We start from the raw sequence: 17,861 nt of genomic DNA, 5'->3' as shown, positions 1-17,861 counted from the left end.
GTGTTCACTTGGAATTGCGATATTCTATTGTGCTTATGCAGCATAGATTGACGCGCACGTAATCGTGACAGCTTCGCAACAGTCGTATACCAAAATTCAGAAAAATAGCGGTTTTGGGCATTCCGAGAATGCTTAAGCGCTATTGGGAGCTTTACGCGACCGCAAAATAAGTCACCTTTGTATGGACATTAGTCAGCGATGCATGGGGCGATGACCCCGCAACAGTCACCGGGCAAACCGGGAACGCTGAGTAGGGAGGAGACTAATTCATGATGTCGAAATTCACGCGCGCCGCTCTGTATGCGGCTGCATCCACGCTGGTACTCGGCTCTGCGGCTCAGGCCCAGGTGTTCGAACAGGTTGGCGGCGGAGAGCGCCGGACCATTGATGTGATCACCGTGACCGCGCAACAGCGTGAAGAAAGCGCTCAGGACGTGCCGCTTTCGATCGGCGCCTATGACACGGACGCCCTGCAAAATGCAGGTGTCGCCGATATCAAGGACCTGATCTCGATCGCGCCGGGCCTGATGGTGACCTCGACCCAGTCCGAGACCATCACCACCGCCCGTATTCGCGGCATCGGCACCGTGGGCGACAACTTCGGCCTCGAAAGCTCGGTCGGCGTCTACATTGACGGCGTGTTCCGCTCGCGGAACGGCGTCGGCTTCGGCGATCTGGGCGAGATCGAACGCATCGAGGTGCTGCGCGGCCCGCAAGGCACGCTGTTTGGCAAGAACACCTCGGCTGGCGTTCTGAATGTTGTGACCGCGGCTCCCGAGTTCGAGCATGGCGGCGCGCTCGAGGCGACGCTGGGCGATTATGGCTATAGCCGTTTCAGCGGCTCGCTGACCGGCCCGCTGATCGAGGATGTGCTGGCCTTCCGCCTGTTCGCCGCCAAGGGCGAGCGCGATGGCTTCCAGCAGCTCATCTATGATGACGGCAATGGTCCGGCTGAAGTCCGCGATTCCGAAACGCAGGACTATTACACCTTCCGCGCCCAGGCTCTGTGGACGCCGAGCGAGGCTGTCGAAGGCCGCATCATCTATGATTATTCCAACCGTGACGAGCTGTGCTGCTCCGCGGTCCAGTGGGATTACGCCGCCGCGCCGGCCGCCTTTGTGGGCGCTGTGGGCGGTCAGGTGATGCAACCGGCTGACCCGGGCGCACGCGTGTCCTACGCCAACCGCGAATATCAGCAGGATGTCGAAGACCAGGGCCTCTCCGCCGAGTTCGACATCGAGATGCCGATCGGCACGCTGACCTCTGTCACTGCATGGCGTCAGTGGGAGAACAGCCGGACCCAGGATATCGACTATTCGACCGCCGATATCGCCTATCGCGCGGACGGCAACTTCACCGATCTGGAGCGTTTCTCCCAGGAAGTCCGCCTGACGGGCATCTGGGGCGATCTGGACTGGCTGGTCGGCGGCTTTGTCTCTCATGAAGAGCTCGAGCTGGGCGACGCCATCCGCTTTGGTGATGACTGGGAAGCGTATCTCGGGCGTCTGCTGACGGCGGGCTCGGTGCCGCCGCTGGGCACCCCGGCCGGGGTTTCCGCCACGCTGCAGGCCATGCAGGGCCTTGCCCCTGTGGCGGCGCTGATCGGCGTTCCGGGCGCTCAGGGCTTCCTGCCGATTCCGGCGCCGGGCTCGGCCATTCCCGAAGGGACGGGCGTTGCGCAGGACCTGTATGAGCAGACGGCTGAAAGCTGGGCGATCTTCACCCACAACACCTATCGTCTGACCGATAATCTCAGCCTGACGGCGGGTCTGCGCTATACGCACGAGACCAAGAATGTCTTTGCGACGTTCAACACCAACAGCCCGGCGGCTTGCGGTGCGCTGGAAACGGCCTTTGGTCCCGATCCGGTGGCGGGCGTTATCGCTGCTGCGACTGCGGCAGGCCTGCCGGCCGCAACGATCTCCGGTCTGGGAACCGCAGCGGGCAATATTTGTCTGCCCTATGCCCGGACGGCGCTGGATGCGAACGGCTATGACCGTGAGCGCACGGACGAGCAGGTGTCCGGCACCATCCGTCTGACCTATGATTTCAGCGATGATTTCATGGGCTATGTCGGCTATTCGCGCGGCTTCAAGGCGGGTGGTTTCAACCTCGACCGCGCCTTTGGCGGCCCGCTCGATCCGGTCACCGGTTATACGGATGTGGACTCCGGTTTCGCACCGGAAATCATCGACGCCTATGAAGTGGGCTTCAAATCCCAACTCTTCGGCAATGTGCTGCAGCTGAACGCCAACGCCTTCTATCAGGAGGTCGAGGACTTCCAGCTCAACACCTTCACCGGCATTTCCTTCGTGGTGAACTCCATCGAAAGCGTGACCAGCTATGGTCTTGAAGTGGACTTCGCTTACGCAACGCCGATTGATGGTCTCGATATCAGCGGCGGCTACGCCTATGTGAACGCCGAGTATGGCGATGAGACCAGCATTGCCGCCAATCTGCGTGGCAAGCAGATCTCGCTGTCTCCGGAAAACTTCCTGACCGCCCAGGTTATCTATGAGCGTCCGCTCTGGGGTAATGTCTGGGGTCTGGCGAGCCTCGATGCTCGCTATGTCAGCGATTACAACACCGGGTCTGACCTGGATCCCGAGAAGCAGCAAGACGCCTTCACCCTGCTCAATGCGCGGGTGGGTCTGAATCACGCGGACGGCGCCTGGTCGATCGAGGCCTGGGGTCGCAACCTGACCGACGAAGCCTATGCGCAGGTGGCGTTTGACCAGTTTGCTCAGTCTGGCGGCTTCGGCGCATTCATGGGCGCTCCGAGAACCTGGGGTGTCACTCTGCGCACGGAGTGGTAATATACAAAAAACTGATTGGCGAAAATGACCAGTCAGGGAGGATGGCGAGGGCCGGAGCGCAAGCTCCGGCCCTTGTCTTTTCAGGCTCTTGGTGATCGCTGGAAACAAAAAGGGCGGCCCGGAGGCCGCCCTTTGTGCGAATCGGCGCTCGCCTAGCGCGACTGGATCTTGCCGTAGGCGGGCAGGGTGAGGAATTCCTCGAACGTGTCGCTCAACGCCAGATCGGTCAGGATGTCGGCGGCCTCCGAGAAACGTCCGCCAGACCAGGCATTGTCGCCCACTTCGCTCTTGATGGCGTCGGCCGCCTTGGCGATGACGGCTTTGACGCGCTCGGCGTCGATCAGCTGGCCATCATCGGTCTTGGCGCCATGGGTGCGCCATTGCCAGAGCTGGGCGCGGGAGATTTCGGCGGTGGCCGCGTCTTCCATCAGATTGTGGATCGGCGCGGCGCCGCGGCCTTGCAGCCAGCTCGCGATATAGCGAATGGCGACATCCGCATTGCCGTACAGGCCGCTCTCGGTAATCGTGCCTTCGCACGCCGAGGTCAGAACCTCGCGGTCCTCTTTCACGGCGGGTTTCTTGTCGAGCTGGTTCGGGCCCGGCATCACCTTGTCGAAGGCCTCGATCGCCACGGGGACGAGGGCCGGGTGCGCGACCCAGGCGCCGTCATGGCCGATACTGGCTTCGCGGGTCTTGTCCGCTTTGACTTTCTCCACCGCGGCTGCGTTCGCCGCATCATCGCCCTTGACCGGGATGAAGGCGGACATCCCGCCCATGGCGTGCGCGCCGCGACGGTGGCACACCGCGATCACCCGCTCGGCGTAAGACGCCATGAAGGGGGCGGTCATGGTCACCTGGGCGCGGTCAGGCAGGACTTTCGCGGCGTCCGTCTTCTGGCGCTTGATGAAGCTGAAGATATAGTCCCAGCGACCAGCGTTGAACGCCGTGATGTTCTCGCGCAGTTCATAGAGCATCTCGTCGAGCTCGAACGTGGCGGGCAGGGTCTCGATCAGCACCGTGATGCGCACCGTGCCGCGTTTCAGGCCGAGCGCTTCCTCGCAGTGACGGATCACCAGCGACCACAGGCGCGCTTCAAAGCGCGTTTCCAGCTTGGGAATGTAGAAGTACGGGCCGGAGCCGTTCTTCGCCGTGCTGGCATGGTTGTGGAACAGGTAAAGCACGAAATCGAAAAAGCCGCCCGAAACCGGCGCGCCATCGACGGTGACGTGCGCTTCATCGAGATGCAGGCCGCGCGCCCGCGCAATCAGGGTCGCCGGAGAGGCGCTGAGGGCATAGGACTTGCCCGACTTCTCATCGGTGAAGCTGATCGTGCGCAGATTGGCGTCGCGCAGATTGATCTGGCCCTCGACCATGTTCTCCCAGGACGGGGTCGACGCGTCCTCAAAATCGGCCATGAAGCATTTCGCGCCGGAATTGAGCGCGTTGATGACCATTTTGCGGTCCACCGGCCCGGTGATCTCCACCCGGCGGTCCTGCAGGTCAGCCGGGGCGGGGGGCACGGTCCATTCGCCATTGCGGATGGCTTTGGTCTCTTCGGGGAAGTCGAGGATTTCCTCGCCGCTATCAAGGCGCGCCTGACGGTCGAGACGCGCTTGCAGCAGGCGCAGGCGTTCACCGTGAAAGCGGCGGTGCACATCAGCCAGAAGGCTCAGGGCTTCAGAAGACAGAATCTCTTCAAAGCCGGGCTTCATCGGGCCGTGAATGACAAGGCCGTTGGGGGCGTCGCTCATGGGGCGCTCCTTCTAGGGTCAGATTTGCAGGTGCAGCGGCTCGGCGGAGACGATGACACCGTCCCGGTCAGCATAGATCCAGTCGCCGCGGCGCACGACTGCGCCTGCCAGGGTGACCGGAACGCCGCGAACGCCAAGATCGCGCTTTTCGGTTTTCATGGGGATGAGTGCCAGGGCGAGCACGCCCAGGGCTTCCGCTTCCAGCTCTGCGACATCGCGCACGGCGCCGTTGACGATCACGCCGGACCAGCCATTTGCGGCGGCTTTACCGGCGAGGTCTCCTCCCAGGAGCGATCGCTTGAGCGATCCACCACCGTCAACGACGAGCACGCGACCTGATCCGGGTTCGGAGACCGCCTCGCGCACCCGCGAATTGTCTTCATGGGTGCGGATGGTCTCGACCTGTCCGTAAAAGGCTGTCTCGCCGCCATACGATTTCAGCACGGGTTCGAGCACTTGGACCTGCTCGGGGAACGCGTCGCACAAATCGCAAACGGGGGTCATGAAAGCCTCCTGGTCGGTCAGGCGGGATCAGGCAGAAAACTGGGGCTGGAAAACGCTTGAGAGCGCCGGGCGGACATCCAGCGGTCCGCCACAGCGCCCTCAGTCAGGGCTCGCGTGTCCACCAACGCAAGCCCTGAGTTCGGCAGGGCGGATTACTCCGCCGCGTCGGTCTTGAACTGGTCGGTCTCGGTGGACGCGCCCATTGCGGTCGTGGAGGCCTGGCCGCCCGACAGGGTCATGTTCACGAGATCGAAATAACCGGTGCCCACTTCGCGCTGGTGACGGGTGGCGGTGTAGCCATCCTTCTCGGCCGCGAACTCGGCCTGTTGCAGCTCGGAATAGGCGCCCATGCCGCGATCGCGGTAGCCCGAAGCCAGCTGGAACATGCCGTGGTTGAGCTGGTGGAAGCCCGCCAGCGTCACGAACTGGAACTTGTAGCCCATCGCGCCCAGCTCACGCTGGTAGGTTTCGATGGTGGCCTTGTCCAGATTGGCTTCCCAGTTGAAGGACGGCGAGCAGTTGTACGCCATCATCTTGCCCGGATAGGCTTTCTGGACGGCCTCGGCGAAGCGTTTGGCTTCTTCAAGGTTCGGCTTGGAGGTTTCCCACCATAGCAGGTCGGCGACCTTGGCGTAGGCGAGACCACGCTTGATGCAGTGATCGACGCCCATGCCCGGCTTGAGGCGATAGAAGCCTTCCGCGGTGCGGCCGGCATCGTAATCGATGAATTCGTGGTCGCGCTCGTCAACGTCAGAGTTGATCAAGGTTGCGGATTCCGCATCGGTGCGGGCCACGGTGATGGTCGGCACGCCCATGACGTCTGCAGCGAGGCGCGCAGCGTTGAGGTTGCGTTCGTGCTGGCTGGTCGGGATCAGAACCTTGCCGCCCAGGTGTCCGCATTTCTTTTCGGCGGCGACCTGGTCTTCGAAGTGAACGCCAGAAGCGCCAGCCTCGATGAAGGCGCGCATGATTTCATAGCAGTTCAGCGTGCCGCCAAAGCCGGCTTCCGCGTCCGCCACGATCGGGGCGAACCAGTCACGCTCGGCCTTGCCCTTTTCAGCGACTTCGATCTGGTCGGCGCGCTGCAGGGTGCGGTTGATCTTCTTGGCCAGTTCCGGAGCGGAGTTCGCCGGGTACAGCGACTGGTCCGGATACATGGCGCCGGCGGTGTTGGCGTCAGCCGCAACCTGCCAACCGGACAGGTAGATGGCTTTCAGGCCCGCGCGGACCATTTGCATGGCCTGGTTGCCGGACAGGGCGCCCAGTGCGTTGATGTAGGGCTCGGTGGTGATGAGCTCCCACAGCTTGGCCGCGCCACGCTCGGCCAGAGTGTGCTGGATCTGCACGGAGCCGCGCAGCTTGAGGACGTCTTCAGGCGTATAGTTGCGCTCGATGCCGTCAAAGCGACCTTTGGCGGCGGCGGGAACCAGATCATAGAACGTGGTCATCGGGGTTGCCCCTTTTGTGTGAACTTCGTTGTCAATGACCTTACAACGCAGCCGCAGCGTGACCAGCACCCCATTGCATAAAAAGAGGATACGAGGTATGCAATACATACTTGTAAGCCTGTATGGATGTAAATTGATTTACAAATGAGCGCGTCCCAGGAAAAGCTCTTCGCTGGCGCCCGCTTGCGTCGCTTGCGCAAGGAGCTCGGGCAGACCCAGGCCCAGTTCGCCGAGAGCCTGAATGTCTCTCCCAGTTATCTGAACCTGCTCGAGCGCAATCAGCGCCCGGTGACGGCGCGCGTGCTGTTGTCGCTGGCGGAAGTCTTTGATGTGGATGTGCGCGCCTTTGCAGCCGAGAGCGACCGGCAATTGCTGGCCGATCTGAAGGAGGCCGCCGCTGACCCGGTGCTCAAAAGCGCGGATCTGGATGCGCGCGACGTGCAGGAGCTGGCGGACGCCCATCCGCGCGCGGCCGAGGCGCTGGCCAAGCTTCATCAGGCCTATCGAGAAAGCAATGCGGCGGCGGCTGACCTGGCCTTACGTGCGACGGGCGAGGAGGGTGGGGCGATCCTGAGCCCTCTGGAAGAAGTGCGTGACGCGCTGGATGCGGCCTCGAACTATTTCCCCTCTATCGAAGATGCGTGCGATCGCTTCAGGGCCGGTCTCGATGATCCGTCCGATCTGGGGGCGGCGCTGACGGCGCGTTTGAAATCCTCTCATGGCGCCGCCGTGCGCACCTATGATGATGCGGTGATGGGCGGGGCGTTGCGCCGCTTTGATTTTCACGCCCGCAAGCTCTTGCTGTCCGATCTTCTGGAGCCGGCGGGGCGGGTGTTTCACCTGGCGGTGACGCTGGTCAATCTCGAGCTCGGGGATGTGCTCGATCAGGAGGCGCACAGGGCTTCGGGGCTGAGTGATGATGCCCGCGCCATGCTGCGCTCCACACTGGCCAGCTATGCCGCCGCCGCTCTGATGATGCCCTATCAGACATTCTTTGAAGCGGCGGAGCGGTCGAAATACGACATTGATGCGCTGCGCCGGAAATTCGAAGTGAGCTTTGAGCAGGTCTGCCACCGGCTGACCACGCTGCACCGGCCCGGCGCGCGCGGCGTGCCTTTCTTCATGATCCGCACCGACCAGGCCGGCAATGTCACCAAGCGGTTTGGCGGCGGCGTGCTGGCCTTCGCCCGGTCGGGCGGGGGGTGTGCGCGCTGGCGGCTCTATGATGTCTTCCGGGCGCCCGAACAGCTTCATGTGCAGGGGCTCGAGCTGACCGATGGCAGTCGCTTCATTTCCATCTCCCGCGCGGTGACGCGCCCGCTGGCGGATGGGACGGCGGCGCTGAACGCGGTCGCGGTGGGGTGTGAAGTCAGCGCGCTTGACCGCATTGTCTACGATCCGGGCGAGCGGTTTACCCCCATCGGCCTGTCCTGCCGCCTGTGTGATCGCAATGACTGCCCGGTGCGGGCTTTCCCGCCCATGCAGCGCAGCTTGCGGGTGGATCCGCACTTGCGGGGCGCGGCGCCGTTCAGCTTCGGGGATGACTAGCGCCGGACTTGAAACCGCCATGATCATGGACGGCTATGGAACTGATTGTGCACGTGCGCAGTTTCCAGTTCGACCGCCTCATGTGATTGCGTATGATGGGGCGGATGAAGTCGCCGATTCACGGGATCAGGGTCATGCTGTCTGCACGCCGTAAAGCCGCACTCATAGCGGGCGCCGTCTTCCTGGTGCTGGGGGGCGTCGCGATTCATGCGAGCCCCATGTCCGCCAGCGTGCTGGAAGACCGTCTGCAAGGCGCCGCCGAGGATGCGCTCTATGCCCTGCGCGCGGATGAATGGGCGCGCGTTGAGATGAATGGCCAGACCGCAACGCTGAGCGGCCTCGCGCCCTCGCGTCAGGCGCGTCAGGCCGCGCTGCAGGCGGTTTCCACCGCCAGCTGGGCGGGCGGCGTGGTGGCGGGCGGGGTCACACAGGTGATCGACCAGACCCGTCTGCCCGGCGAGGCGGAAAGCTTCGCCCTGCGACTGGACCTGACCGGCGGACGCCTGCGTCTGGCGGGCCTGATCCCTGATGCCGAAACCGGTGAGCGGCTGGAAGAGCTGGCGCGCGATGTCAGCGCGGGCCGGGTGGATGTGGAGTTCCGCCTTGCGCCGGGCGCTGCGCCTGCGGGCTGGGAGACGATGGTCACCGATACGATCCGCGCGCTCGGCGAGCTGGACGCGGGCGCGGGTCTGGTGACCCGCGACCGTGCGGCGGTGACCGGTCTGGCGCCCAGCGCGGCGGCGGCGCGGGATGTGCGGCGCATGTTCGAAACGACGCCTGCCGGGTTTTCCGCAGCCGCGCTGGTGCGGGCGGATGGCGAAAGCTATGAGACCCGCCTGTCTGATCCGCAAGTGTGCGAGCTTCTGATCAAGGGCGCGCTGGGACGACGCCCGATCGCGTTTGCGCCGGGGCGCAGCATTCTGACCGGTGAGAGCCGCGCCGCCCTGCGCCGGGCGGGCGAGGTCTATGCCGCCTGTCTTGAGGCTGGCGAGCTGATCATTGCGGTCCGTGCCGATGAGCCGGGCGATGAAGGCGCCAGCCTGGCGCTGATGCGGGGCGAAGCCGCTGCGACCGCCATGGCGGAAGCCGGCGTGGAGCGGTCTCATTTTCTGGCTCAGGCCGCGCCGCTGGGCGCGCCGGAAGCCATTCAATTCACCCTGACGCCGGTCTCTGTCCCGGACCTTGCGACGCCCGAACTTGAAGAGGAACAAGGCTGATGATGTGGCTGATCTGGAATATGTGGATCCTGTTGCTGCTGGCCTTCATTGGCGGCGTGGTGACGGGCTGGATTCTGCACGGCAAATCCGATGAGGCGCCCAAGGCGGCGCCGAAAGGTCTGCTGGAGCCTGCGCAAGGGCCCCATTCTCACGCCACGACCACGCTGGATGTTGAAGCGGAGCCGATGCCCAAGGCTGAGCCTGCCGCGCCGAAGAAGCGTGCCGCAGACCTGCTGCAGGAAGCTGCGCCCGAGCTGGTGACCCCTCAGGCGCCCGCCAAGTCCGAGACCAAGGCGGCGCCCAGGCCCAAGCCTGCCAAGACGGTTCAGGAGCCGATCGCGGTGCCGGAAACCGAAACCGCGCCGGTCAGCGACGACCTGACGAAGATCAAGGGGCTGGGCCCGAAAGCCGCCGCCGCGCTGGCTGAGCTGGGCGTGACGTCTCTGGCCCAGATCGCCAACTGGACAGATGACGATGTCGCGCGCATGGACGAGGCCATTAATGGCCGCGGTCGGATCGCCCGCGATGAATGGGTGAAACAGGCGAAAGCCCTGTCGAACTGATCAGTTTTCGGTGTCAGGACGATTGGCCCGCCACAGCCGCTCTGCGGCTTCGCTGGCGGGCAGTCGGCCATCGGACACAGCGCGTTCCAGCTCGGGCGCCAGTGTCTGGATGTCCGGATCGGCATGGAAGCTTTGCAGGACGCGCTCTTCCACCATGGACCACAGCCAGCGCACCTGCTGACCGGATCGTTTCTGCTTAAGCGCGCCAGCACCCTCCAGCGCCTTGCGGTGCTGCCTCACCGTTTCCCATAGCGTCTCGATGCCATCCCCTGTCAGGCCGGACCCGCGCAGGACAGCCGGATTCCAGTGCGGGCTGACGGGCGCGAACAGGTGCAGCGCGGCTTCGAGATCGCGCTGGGCGCGACGGGCGCGGGTTTCGTTCTCGCCATCCGCCTTGTTCACGAACAGGATTTCAGCAAGCTCCAGAAGGCCTTTCTTGATGCCCTGCAGCTCGTCCCCGGCGCCGGGCAACATCAGGGCGACGAAGACGTCCACCATGTCCGCCACCACGGTTTCGGACTGGCCGACGCCCACGGTCTCCACAATCACCACGTCATAGCCCGCCGCTTCACACAGCAGCATGGATTCGCGGGTCTTGCGGGCGACGCCGCCCAGCGAACCGGCGCTGGGGGAGGGGCGGATAAAGGCGTTGCGGTCCACCGCCAGCGCGCCCATGCGGGTCTTGTCGCCGAGGATAGAGCCCTTGGTGCGGGACGAGGACGGGTCCACCGCCAGCACGGCGACCTTGCGGCCTTGCCCGGTCAGATGGCCGCCCAATCGTTCGATCAGGGTGGACTTGCCCACGCCCGGAACGCCCGTCAGCCCGATACGCCAGGCGTTGCCTGTACGGTCCATGACCCGGGTCAGAAGGTCTCGCGCCCGGGCCTGGTGGTCGGGGCGGGTGGATTCCACAAGTGTGATGCCGCGGGCGAGCGCGGCGCGGTCTCCGTCGATCAGCTTGTCTGCGAGCGCGTCTGTCATGGGAGTGTTCAAACGCGAGCCGGGATGCAGGGCAAGCGTATTTGTCTCCAGTGGTCTGATCAGGGATAGGAGCTGAGGATTGCGACCGGATCATAGGCGCCGCCGGGGCGGGATCCGCGACCGGCCTCGATGTCGAGAATGGCGGTGAGCTGGCCTTGCGGGCCTTCGCGGAACACCCAGTTGCGCACAATGCCCATCGGGCCGGGACGTTCGACCTCTTCCACATAGGCCGGGGTGATCTCGCCAGACCGGTTCACCGGCCGGTAGCCGTCGGCGTGACGGGCATTGTCGTCATAGGAAATGCGGAACCAGTCATACCCGGCTCCAGCAGCCACTTCAGCGGCATGGCGCAAGGCGTATTGCTCGACCAGCGCCTCGCTGGCGCTGGCGTGTCCGGTATACCAGACGCGCCATTGCTGGGGCCCGAGCTGGAGCGCGTCATAGCCCATGCCCGACATGCTGGCGCTGGCCGGGCCATAGGCGCTGAGCGGCGGGCTGACGAATGAGGTCGTTGTGGAGACGCCGCAGCCTGCAACAAGCAGGAGCGCCATGGATCCGGTGAGTAGGTGCGCGCGCATGCCCGCCTCATTGCTGTAAACCAGGGCGCAGAGACTCGCCCCGTTCGCGCTGCGCTGCAAGCCGGACTAGAGGGTGTTCGCCGCGTAGGGGCCTGCAGGGTTCGCCATGCGGGCGGCGTCATAGGCGCCGTCCGGGCGGGGCTCGCCGCGTCCTGCGATGATCTCGAGGCTGATTTCGGTCTGGGTCTTGCCCGCGCCGGGATTGATGGAAATGCCAATCCCCACGCTGGAGCCGTGGAAGCCGCCCGAGCCGAAGGTCTGGCCCAGCGAGCCGCCAACACGCACCGGGCGTTCGTTCTCATCGCCCTCGGTGTCTTCCCGACGATGGACGACGGTGAACCACTCATACCCGTTGGTCAGGGCGATCTCGCCGGCCCGGCGCAGGGCCAGCCGCTCCACATCATCCTCATCCTGCCCGTTCGCGCCGGTATAGCGCACGCGCCAGCGGTCATTCTCGATGCGGTAATCGGAATAGCCTGTCCCGTTGGAATAGCTGCTGGCCGGGCCATAGACCGGGCCGGGGCTGGAGGCGCAGGCGGCCAGGCTGAAAGCGGTCAGGCTGAGAAGTAGGGCGCGTCGCATGAGAAGGCCTCCGATAGCGGGTTTGCCCCAGACTAACCTGAAAGCGATGGCGAAACAGGGGCAGGCGTAAAAAGAAAGGGCGGCGCCTGACTGGCGCCGCCCTTGTGTGTCTGGCGAGGGGCCGGACCTTAGTATTCGGTGACGTACAGGGTCGCCGGAGCAGTGCTGCCCGAATAGACGCCGACCCAGATGTCGTACTGGCCGGACTGGGTGAAGACGAGGGCCGGGTTCAGGCCGTTCACGTCGTCAGAGCAGTACCATTGGCCGTCCGGACCATTCACTACCAGGGTGGTGTCGGAGTTGGAGGTGGCGCCGATGGTCATGCGACCGCCGCCCCAATGCAGGCGGGCGTCCGGCGCGTTGGCGATGGAGCCGGCGCAGCCGACGCTGGACGCGTTGAGCGAACCGCCAGCGGTGATCTGGATCTGAGACGGATCCGGCAGGAAGCCGGCGTTCAGGGAATAGGTGCCGTAGGTCGGGTTCAGGGAGTAATCCTGAGCGAACGAGGCGGTGCTGGCGATTGCAGCGATTGCGGAAGCGGTAAGAATGGTGCGGATCATGGTGTCCCCCAAAAGATGTTGCAGACCGTTCAGTAGAACGGTTCTGTTTGCGTGAACATCCCTAGAATTGGGGATGCGCCAAGCCCGCGCACCATGGGCGCTCAAACATGAACCCAGGGTGAGCATGTCCGGCAATCAGCGAAAATTTCACGTTAATCATAGGGGGTTGGGCGAAGGGCTTAGCACTCAAACGCAACGTCATTCGACGGCTTGTCCGGCGAACCCATGCCGGGACATTGCCGCTCGGCCCATCGGCCTCCGTGCTGGCTGAATGTACTTCGTCTACCTTATGGCCAGTCAGAAGCAGGGAACGCTCTATTGCGGCGTCACCAACGATCTGCTGCGTCGTGTCTATGAGCACCGGGAAGGGCTGGTTCAGGGGTTCACCGACACTTATGGCGCAAAACGGCTCGTCTGGTTCGAGCCTCATGACAGTGTTGAGAAAGCCATTCAGCGGGAGAAGCGCATCAAGCGGTATCCGCGTCAGTGGAAGATCAATCTGATCGAAGCGGATAACCCGGACTGGGCAGACCTCTGGAACCGTCTATCGCTCTGAAGCCGACCGGCATGGGTCCCCCGCATAAAGCGGGGGATGACATGTCTTATACATTCAAGAGTGTCATTCGACGGCTTGTCCGGCGACCCCATGCCGGTCGGGTGCAGCCTGCACCGCGCTTCAGAATAAGGAAGGCTAACCCAGCACCACCGCTGTACCCGACGCGGACACCATCAGCATCGAGCCTTGCTGGCCGATCACTTCATAATCGAGATCAACGCCCACAACGGCGTTCGCGCCCAGCTTGCGTGCTTCATCTTCCAGCTCGGACAGGGCGATCTGGCGCGCTTCGCGCAGGGATTTCTCGTAAGAGCCCGATCGACCGCCGACAATGTCACGAATGCCGGCGAAGAGGTCGCGGAAGACGTGCGCGCCCAGAATGGCTTCGCCCGTGACGACGCCCTTGTAGTCGTGGATATGGCGGCCTTCGACGGTCGGAGTGGTGGTGACGATCATGGGGAGGCTCCTTTGCTTGTTATCTTTGAGACCAAGCGTGGAGCCTCACTCCATGGATGTCACCTTACGGTCCTGTCAGGCCGCGCTTGCCTTCTCGACGATTCCGATCAGCTCCACCGCCGAATCCGCGATCACGGTGCCGGGCGGGTAGACCGCAGCGGCGCCCATATCCTTGAGGATCGGGACGTCTTCGGGCGGGATGACGCCGCCGACAATGATGGTGATGTCGGGGCGGCCCATTTCGGCGAGCTGTTTTTTCAGCTCAGGCACCAAAGTGAGGTGACCGGCGGCCAGCGAGGAGGCGGCGACGACATGAACATCGTTCTCCACCGCCTGACGCGCGGCCTCTTCGGGTGTCTGGAAGAGCGGGCCGATATCCACGTCCCACCCCAGATCCGCGAAGGCGGAGGCGACGACCTTCTGGCCGCGATCATGGCCGTCCTGGCCCATTTTCGCGATCAGGATGCGCGGACGGCGCCCTTCGTTTTCAGCAAAGGTATCAGAGGCTTGAAGCGCCTTCTTGACCTTTGCGTCATCCCCTGAGGCTTTCAAGAACACCCCCTGAACCGATTTGATTTCCGCCTTGTGGCGGCCGAACACCTTTTCCATGGCGTCCGAGATTTCCCCGACCGTCGCCTGCGCGCGTGCGGCTGCGACAGACAGTTCGAGCAGATTGCCGCCGCCCGCTGCGGCGTTGGTCAGCGCGGTCAGTGCGCTTTCCACCGCTTTGGGATCACGGTTCTTGCGCAGGGTTTCGAGCTTGGCGAGCTGCTCGGCGCGGACTTTTGAGTTGTCCACCTTCAGCACCGGAATGTCTTCGGGCTCGTTGAGGCGGAATTTGTTGACGCCGACAATCGTCTGCAGGCCGGAATCGATCTTGGCCTGGGTCTTGGCGGCGGCTTCCTCGATGCGCAGTTTGGGCAGGCCCTCTTCGATGGCTTTCGCCATGCCGCCCAGCTCATCCACCTCGGCGATGTGATCGAGCGCGCGAGCCGCCAGATCATGGGTCAGGCGTTCGACATAATAGCTGCCGCCCCAGGGATCGATCGCATCGGTGAGGTGCGCCTCGGTCTCCAGCACCAGCTGGGTGTTGCGCGCGATACGGGCGGAGAAGTCCGTCGGCAGGGCCAGCGCTTCATCAAGGGAGTTGGTGTGCAGCGACTGGGTATGGCCATCCACGGCCGCCATCGCCTCGACCGCCGTGCGCCCCACATTGTTGAACACGTCCTGGGCGGTCAGCGACCAGCCCGAGGTCTGGCTGTGCGTGCGCAGGGCGAGAGATTTGGCGTTTTTCGGATTGAACCGGGCCTTCACAAGGCTCGCCCAGATCAGGCGCGCGGCGCGCATCTTGGCCACTTCCATGAAGTAATTCATGGACACGCCCCAGAAGAAGCTCAGACGAGGCGCGAAGGCGTCCACATCGAGCCCCGCCTCGACGCCCGAGCGGATGTATTCGAGGCCATCGGCGATGGTGTAGGCGAGCTCGAGATCGGCGGGGGCGCCCGCCTCCTGCATGTGATAGCCGGAGATCGAGATCGAGTTGAAGCGCGGCATCTCTCTGGCGGTAAAGGCGAAGATGTCGGAGATGATCCGCATGGAGGGGCGCGGCGGATAGATATAGGTGTTGCGCACCATGAACTCTTTCAGGATGTCGTTCTGGATCGTTCCTGAAAGCTGTTTGTGCGAGACGCCCTGTTCCTCGGCGGCAACGATATAGAGCGCCAGAACCGGCAGCACGGCGCCGTTCATGGTCATGGACACGCTCATCTGATCGAGCGGAATGCCGTCAAAGAGCTGGCGCATGTCCAGAATGGAATCGATGGCGACGCCCGCCATGCCCACATCGCCGATCACGCGCGGATTATCGCTGTCATAGCCGCGGTGAGTGGCCAGATCGAAGGCTACCGACAGGCCTTTCTGGCCGGCCTTGAGATTGCGGCGGTAGAAGGCGTTGGATTCGGCGGCTGTGGAGAAACCCGCATATTGCCGGATCGTCCAGGGGCGCTGGACGAACATGGTGGGGTAGGGGCCGCGATGATAGGGCGCGGCGCCGGGATAGCCGTCGGTAAAGTCGAGCCCGGCCACATCGTCCGCCGTGTAGGCGGCTTTGATGGGCAGCTCTTCCGCCGTCATGAAGGGCGCGCGCTGGGGCTTGGAGCCGGGCTGGATGTCGGGCTGGCCGAGACCGATCTGGGTGAAATCAGGATGCTTGCTCATGCGCTCACTCCCAGAACCTTGTGGGCGCGTTCGCCATCTTCGAGACTGTGGCTGCGCATATGGATGAAGTGGTCCACGCCGGTGATGAGGCCCGGCTTGCCCGCAATCCAGACCTCGCTGGCGCCGGCCTGCTTGAGCGCTTCGGCCAGCTCTTCGGCCATGTCCGAATAGGCGTCGTCAGTGCCGCAAATCACGGCGAGTTTCGAGCCGGACTTGGCGAAGTCGTCAGCGCAGGCGTCGATATCAGCGTATTCGTTCGCCGGATCGGTTTCGACGCCCGAGACAGCCAGACGGTTGGACGCAAAGCTGGCGCGGGCGTTGAAGTCCGCCAGGGCGCCCAGCGTTGCGAGGAAGGCTTTGGGCGCCGCGCCGGTCTTGCCGGCATAGGCGTCTGCGGCGTCTCGCAAGGCTTCAAACGGCTGGGCGAGGCGCATATAGCGCAGCGGCGTCCAGTCCTGCCGGGGCAGGTCCAGAAGGCGGATCGCGTGCCCGGCTTTCGCCGCTTCGAGCTTGCCGGTGAAGGGCTGGGGCTCCAGGCTCGGGGCGTTGAGACTGGGCGGCGTGTAGTCACGCTTGCCCGCTTCGACGGGGCGCTCGTCGAGATTGGCGAACTGGGTCACCCCGATCAGGGCTTCACGGCCTTCGGCGTATTGCGCCACATAGGCGTCCCGCGTCTTGCCCACTTCGTTCTGCAGCCAGCCCGCCTTGACGGTTTCAAACAGGCCGCCGCGGCGTTCGATCTGCTGGAACAGCTCCCAGCCGGCCTTGGCGAGGCGATGGCCGAGCGTTTCGTGCAGATAGCTGCCGCCCGCCGGATCCGCCGTCACGCCCAGATGGCTCTCTTCCATCAGCATGATCTGCAGATTGCGACCAAGGCGCCGGGCGAAGGGAGTCGCTGCGCCCAGCGGTTCGTTGAACGGGCGCACGGTGATGGAATCCGCTCCGCCCGCCGCTGCGCCGAGACCCGCGCAAGCATTGCGGATGAGGTTGTTCCACGCATCGCGCGCGGTCAACATGCGCGCCGAGGTGATGGCGCAAATGCGCATGCCCTGAAATTCAGGTGAACAGCCAAAGGCGTCCGCCACCCGCGCCCAGACGCGCCTTGCGGCGCGCAGCTTGGCGATGGTCAGGTGGACGTCTGCATCCGCGGCGAAGCTGAACTCCAGCGCGTTGGCGGCCTGATCCGGCGTCAAGCCGTGATCGATGAAGGCGCGCATATAGCTCGTCCCGCCCGCGCAGGCGAACGCCAGCTCATGCACCGCCGAGCCGCCAGCTTCATGGGGGGCGTTGGCGGTGATGGAGACGACCTTGATGCCCGGCGCATGCTCGGAGCACCAGGCGGCGGCTTCTGCGGTGCGTTGCAGGCGTTCGGGCAGGTTGGCTGCGCCGCCGCCCGCCATGGATTTCTGACCGATCGGAGACAGGCCGAGTCCGCCCTTGAGCGATTTGAGGTCCAGGCCCTGGCTCTGCATGTAGCTCAGCGCGAGGGCGGCGTATTGGGGCGCCATGCGCGAGGGCTGCAGATAGACCGGCGCGAGATCGAGCATGACCCCGTCCAGCACGGTCTTCAGTTCGTCCAGCGTGCGTACGGCGACGCCATTGGCGCCCGTCGGATCAAGGCTCAGCGCCACTTCGCTGACCCCGCCCGCCAGATCGGTGCGCAGGGCTTCATTGGCGACCCTGGGGTCCGGATCATCAATGATCTGGCGAATGCCCCAGGGCAGGTAGGGATCGCGCTCGGCGGTCAGTCCGCGCAAATAGGGCGCAGCGCCCGGTGCAGGCAGCTCACCGACCTGATCGAGGTCCGAGCGGGTGAAGAGGGGACCGCGCGCGACGCCATCAAGCGTCTTGCGCACCAGCCGGTCCAGCGGAGCGCCTTTGAGGGCGTCTTCAGCCATCGCGCGCCATTGCGCGTCATCGATGGCCTCAAATCCCTCGGCCAGGGAGCGGATAGAGTCTGTCATGCGCAGTGCCTACACCGGCTTTGCGGATTAGAAAACCCGCCCTTTCGTCGGTTTCGCCACTGCGGAAATCCGGTTGCGCTATCCGATCCTGCAACCTGGCGCCTCAAGCTTTGAGACATG

General features: G+C 64.1%; 15 protein-coding genes. 5 read left to right on the top strand and 10 right to left on the bottom strand.

The window, feature by feature from the left end:
- Positions 1 to 269: 269 nt before the first annotated feature.
- Entirely contained in the window at positions 270 to 2,816 is a 2,547-nt protein-coding gene (locus tag ACFELO_RS08875) for a TonB-dependent receptor (RefSeq protein ID WP_440957416.1), read from the top strand.
- 152 nt (positions 2,817 to 2,968) lie between these two features.
- Here the strand turns inward: ACFELO_RS08875 and aceB are convergent, their stop codons facing one another.
- The 3 genes from aceB to aceA form a co-directional block, all read right to left on the bottom strand.
- Positions 2,969 to 4,567, bottom strand: a complete 1,599-nt coding sequence (gene aceB, locus ACFELO_RS08870) for a malate synthase A (RefSeq protein ID WP_440957415.1) — start codon at positions 4,565 to 4,567, stop codon at positions 2,969 to 2,971.
- Positions 4,568 to 4,585: 18 nt separating this feature from the next.
- A complete protein-coding gene (gene rraA, locus ACFELO_RS08865; RefSeq protein WP_440957414.1) occupies positions 4,586 to 5,071 on the bottom strand; it encodes a ribonuclease E activity regulator RraA in 486 nt (161 codons plus the stop codon).
- A 152-nt stretch (positions 5,072 to 5,223) separates the two neighbouring features.
- Positions 5,224 to 6,519, bottom strand: coding sequence for an isocitrate lyase (aceA, locus tag ACFELO_RS08860; protein WP_440957413.1), 1,296 nt, complete (start codon positions 6,517 to 6,519; stop codon positions 5,224 to 5,226).
- A 144-nt stretch (positions 6,520 to 6,663) separates the two neighbouring features.
- On the opposite strand from aceA, the gene ACFELO_RS08855 reads away from it, so the two are divergent.
- The 3 genes from ACFELO_RS08855 to ACFELO_RS08845 all read left to right on the top strand — a co-directional run bounded on the left by ACFELO_RS08855 (position 6,664) and on the right by ACFELO_RS08845 (position 9,847).
- The gene (locus tag ACFELO_RS08855) at positions 6,664 to 8,067 is read left to right on the top strand and encodes a helix-turn-helix domain-containing protein (protein ID WP_440957412.1); all 1,404 of its coding nucleotides are present in this window, start codon (positions 6,664 to 6,666) and stop codon (positions 8,065 to 8,067) included.
- 134 nt (positions 8,068 to 8,201) lie between these two features.
- Positions 8,202 to 9,284 carry a hypothetical protein gene (locus ACFELO_RS08850; RefSeq protein WP_440957411.1) on the top strand — a complete coding sequence of 361 codons (1,083 nt, stop codon included), beginning with the start codon at positions 8,202 to 8,204 and terminating at the stop codon, positions 9,282 to 9,284.
- Positions 9,284 to 9,847 carry a helix-hairpin-helix domain-containing protein gene (locus ACFELO_RS08845; RefSeq protein WP_440957410.1) on the top strand — a complete coding sequence of 188 codons (564 nt, stop codon included), beginning with the start codon at positions 9,284 to 9,286 and terminating at the stop codon, positions 9,845 to 9,847. The genes ACFELO_RS08850 and ACFELO_RS08845 overlap by 1 nt, the downstream gene beginning before the upstream one ends.
- Here ACFELO_RS08845 and meaB read toward each other — a convergent pair whose 3' ends face one another.
- The 4 genes from meaB to ACFELO_RS08825 form a co-directional block, all read right to left on the bottom strand.
- Positions 9,848 to 10,828, bottom strand: coding sequence for a methylmalonyl Co-A mutase-associated GTPase MeaB (meaB, locus tag ACFELO_RS08840; RefSeq protein ID WP_440957409.1), 981 nt, complete (start codon positions 10,826 to 10,828; stop codon positions 9,848 to 9,850).
- Positions 10,829 to 10,887: 59 nt separating this feature from the next.
- Positions 10,888 to 11,406 carry a CC0125/CC1285 family lipoprotein gene (locus ACFELO_RS08835; RefSeq protein ID WP_440957408.1) on the bottom strand — a complete coding sequence of 173 codons (519 nt, stop codon included), beginning with the start codon at positions 11,404 to 11,406 and terminating at the stop codon, positions 10,888 to 10,890.
- 66 nt (positions 11,407 to 11,472) lie between these two features.
- Positions 11,473 to 11,988, bottom strand: coding sequence for a CC0125/CC1285 family lipoprotein (locus ACFELO_RS08830; RefSeq protein ID WP_440957407.1), 516 nt, complete (start codon positions 11,986 to 11,988; stop codon positions 11,473 to 11,475).
- Positions 11,989 to 12,116: 128 nt separating this feature from the next.
- Entirely contained in the window at positions 12,117 to 12,548 is a 432-nt protein-coding gene (locus ACFELO_RS08825) for a peptidase S1 (RefSeq protein ID WP_440957406.1), read from the bottom strand.
- 271 nt (positions 12,549 to 12,819) lie between these two features.
- On the opposite strand from ACFELO_RS08825, the gene ACFELO_RS08820 reads away from it, so the two are divergent.
- A complete protein-coding gene (locus tag ACFELO_RS08820) occupies positions 12,820 to 13,104 on the top strand; it encodes a GIY-YIG nuclease family protein (RefSeq protein ID WP_440957405.1) in 285 nt (94 codons plus the stop codon).
- A gap of 135 nt (positions 13,105 to 13,239) precedes the next feature.
- Here the strand turns inward: ACFELO_RS08820 and ACFELO_RS08815 are convergent, their stop codons facing one another.
- The 3 genes from ACFELO_RS08815 to ACFELO_RS08805 form a co-directional block, all read right to left on the bottom strand.
- The gene (locus ACFELO_RS08815) at positions 13,240 to 13,560 is read right to left on the bottom strand and encodes a heavy metal-binding domain-containing protein (RefSeq protein ID WP_440957404.1); all 321 of its coding nucleotides are present in this window, start codon (positions 13,558 to 13,560) and stop codon (positions 13,240 to 13,242) included.
- Positions 13,561 to 13,635: 75 nt separating this feature from the next.
- A complete protein-coding gene (scpA, locus tag ACFELO_RS08810) occupies positions 13,636 to 15,777 on the bottom strand; it encodes a methylmalonyl-CoA mutase (RefSeq protein WP_440957403.1) in 2,142 nt (713 codons plus the stop codon).
- Complete coding sequence (locus ACFELO_RS08805) at positions 15,774 to 17,741, bottom strand: methylmalonyl-CoA mutase family protein (RefSeq protein ID WP_440957402.1); 1,968 nt, start codon at positions 17,739 to 17,741, stop codon at positions 15,774 to 15,776. Before ACFELO_RS08805 ends, scpA begins: the two co-directional genes overlap by 4 nt.
- Positions 17,742 to 17,861 lie beyond the last annotated feature (120 nt).

Source organism: Oceanicaulis sp. LC35 (assembly GCF_052055585.1).
In the GTDB taxonomy this organism is placed as follows: domain Bacteria; phylum Pseudomonadota; class Alphaproteobacteria; order Caulobacterales; family Maricaulaceae; genus Oceanicaulis.
This window is presented reverse-complemented; position numbering and strand designations above follow the sequence as displayed.

Excerpts from the sequence above, each read along its gene's own strand:
- aceA (WP_440957413.1), bottom strand. The coding sequence starts at position 6,519 with ATGACCACGTTCTATGATCTGGTTCCCGCCGCCGCCAAAGGTCGCTTT.
- rraA (WP_440957414.1), bottom strand. The coding sequence starts at position 5,071 with ATGACCCCCGTTTGCGATTTGTGCGACGCGTTCCCCGAGCAGGTCCAA.
- aceB (WP_440957415.1), bottom strand. The coding sequence starts at position 4,567 with ATGAGCGACGCCCCCAACGGCCTTGTCATTCACGGCCCGATGAAGCCC.
- scpA (WP_440957403.1), bottom strand. The coding sequence starts at position 15,777 with ATGAGCAAGCATCCTGATTTCACCCAGATCGGTCTCGGCCAGCCCGAC.
- ACFELO_RS08805 (WP_440957402.1), bottom strand. The coding sequence starts at position 17,741 with ATGACAGACTCTATCCGCTCCCTGGCCGAGGGATTTGAGGCCATCGAT.
- ACFELO_RS08830 (WP_440957407.1), bottom strand. The coding sequence starts at position 11,988 with ATGCGACGCGCCCTACTTCTCAGCCTGACCGCTTTCAGCCTGGCCGCC.
- ACFELO_RS08855 (WP_440957412.1), top strand. The coding sequence starts at position 6,664 with ATGAGCGCGTCCCAGGAAAAGCTCTTCGCTGGCGCCCGCTTGCGTCGC.
- ACFELO_RS08820 (WP_440957405.1), top strand. The coding sequence starts at position 12,820 with ATGTACTTCGTCTACCTTATGGCCAGTCAGAAGCAGGGAACGCTCTAT.
- ACFELO_RS08815 (WP_440957404.1), bottom strand. The coding sequence starts at position 13,560 with ATGATCGTCACCACCACTCCGACCGTCGAAGGCCGCCATATCCACGAC.
- ACFELO_RS08875 (WP_440957416.1), top strand. The coding sequence starts at position 270 with ATGATGTCGAAATTCACGCGCGCCGCTCTGTATGCGGCTGCATCCACG.
- ACFELO_RS08825 (WP_440957406.1), bottom strand. The coding sequence starts at position 12,548 with ATGATCCGCACCATTCTTACCGCTTCCGCAATCGCTGCAATCGCCAGC.
- ACFELO_RS08845 (WP_440957410.1), top strand. The coding sequence starts at position 9,284 with ATGATGTGGCTGATCTGGAATATGTGGATCCTGTTGCTGCTGGCCTTC.
- meaB (WP_440957409.1), bottom strand. The coding sequence starts at position 10,828 with ATGACAGACGCGCTCGCAGACAAGCTGATCGACGGAGACCGCGCCGCG.
- ACFELO_RS08835 (WP_440957408.1), bottom strand. The coding sequence starts at position 11,406 with ATGCGCGCGCACCTACTCACCGGATCCATGGCGCTCCTGCTTGTTGCA.
- ACFELO_RS08850 (WP_440957411.1), top strand. The coding sequence starts at position 8,202 with ATGCTGTCTGCACGCCGTAAAGCCGCACTCATAGCGGGCGCCGTCTTC.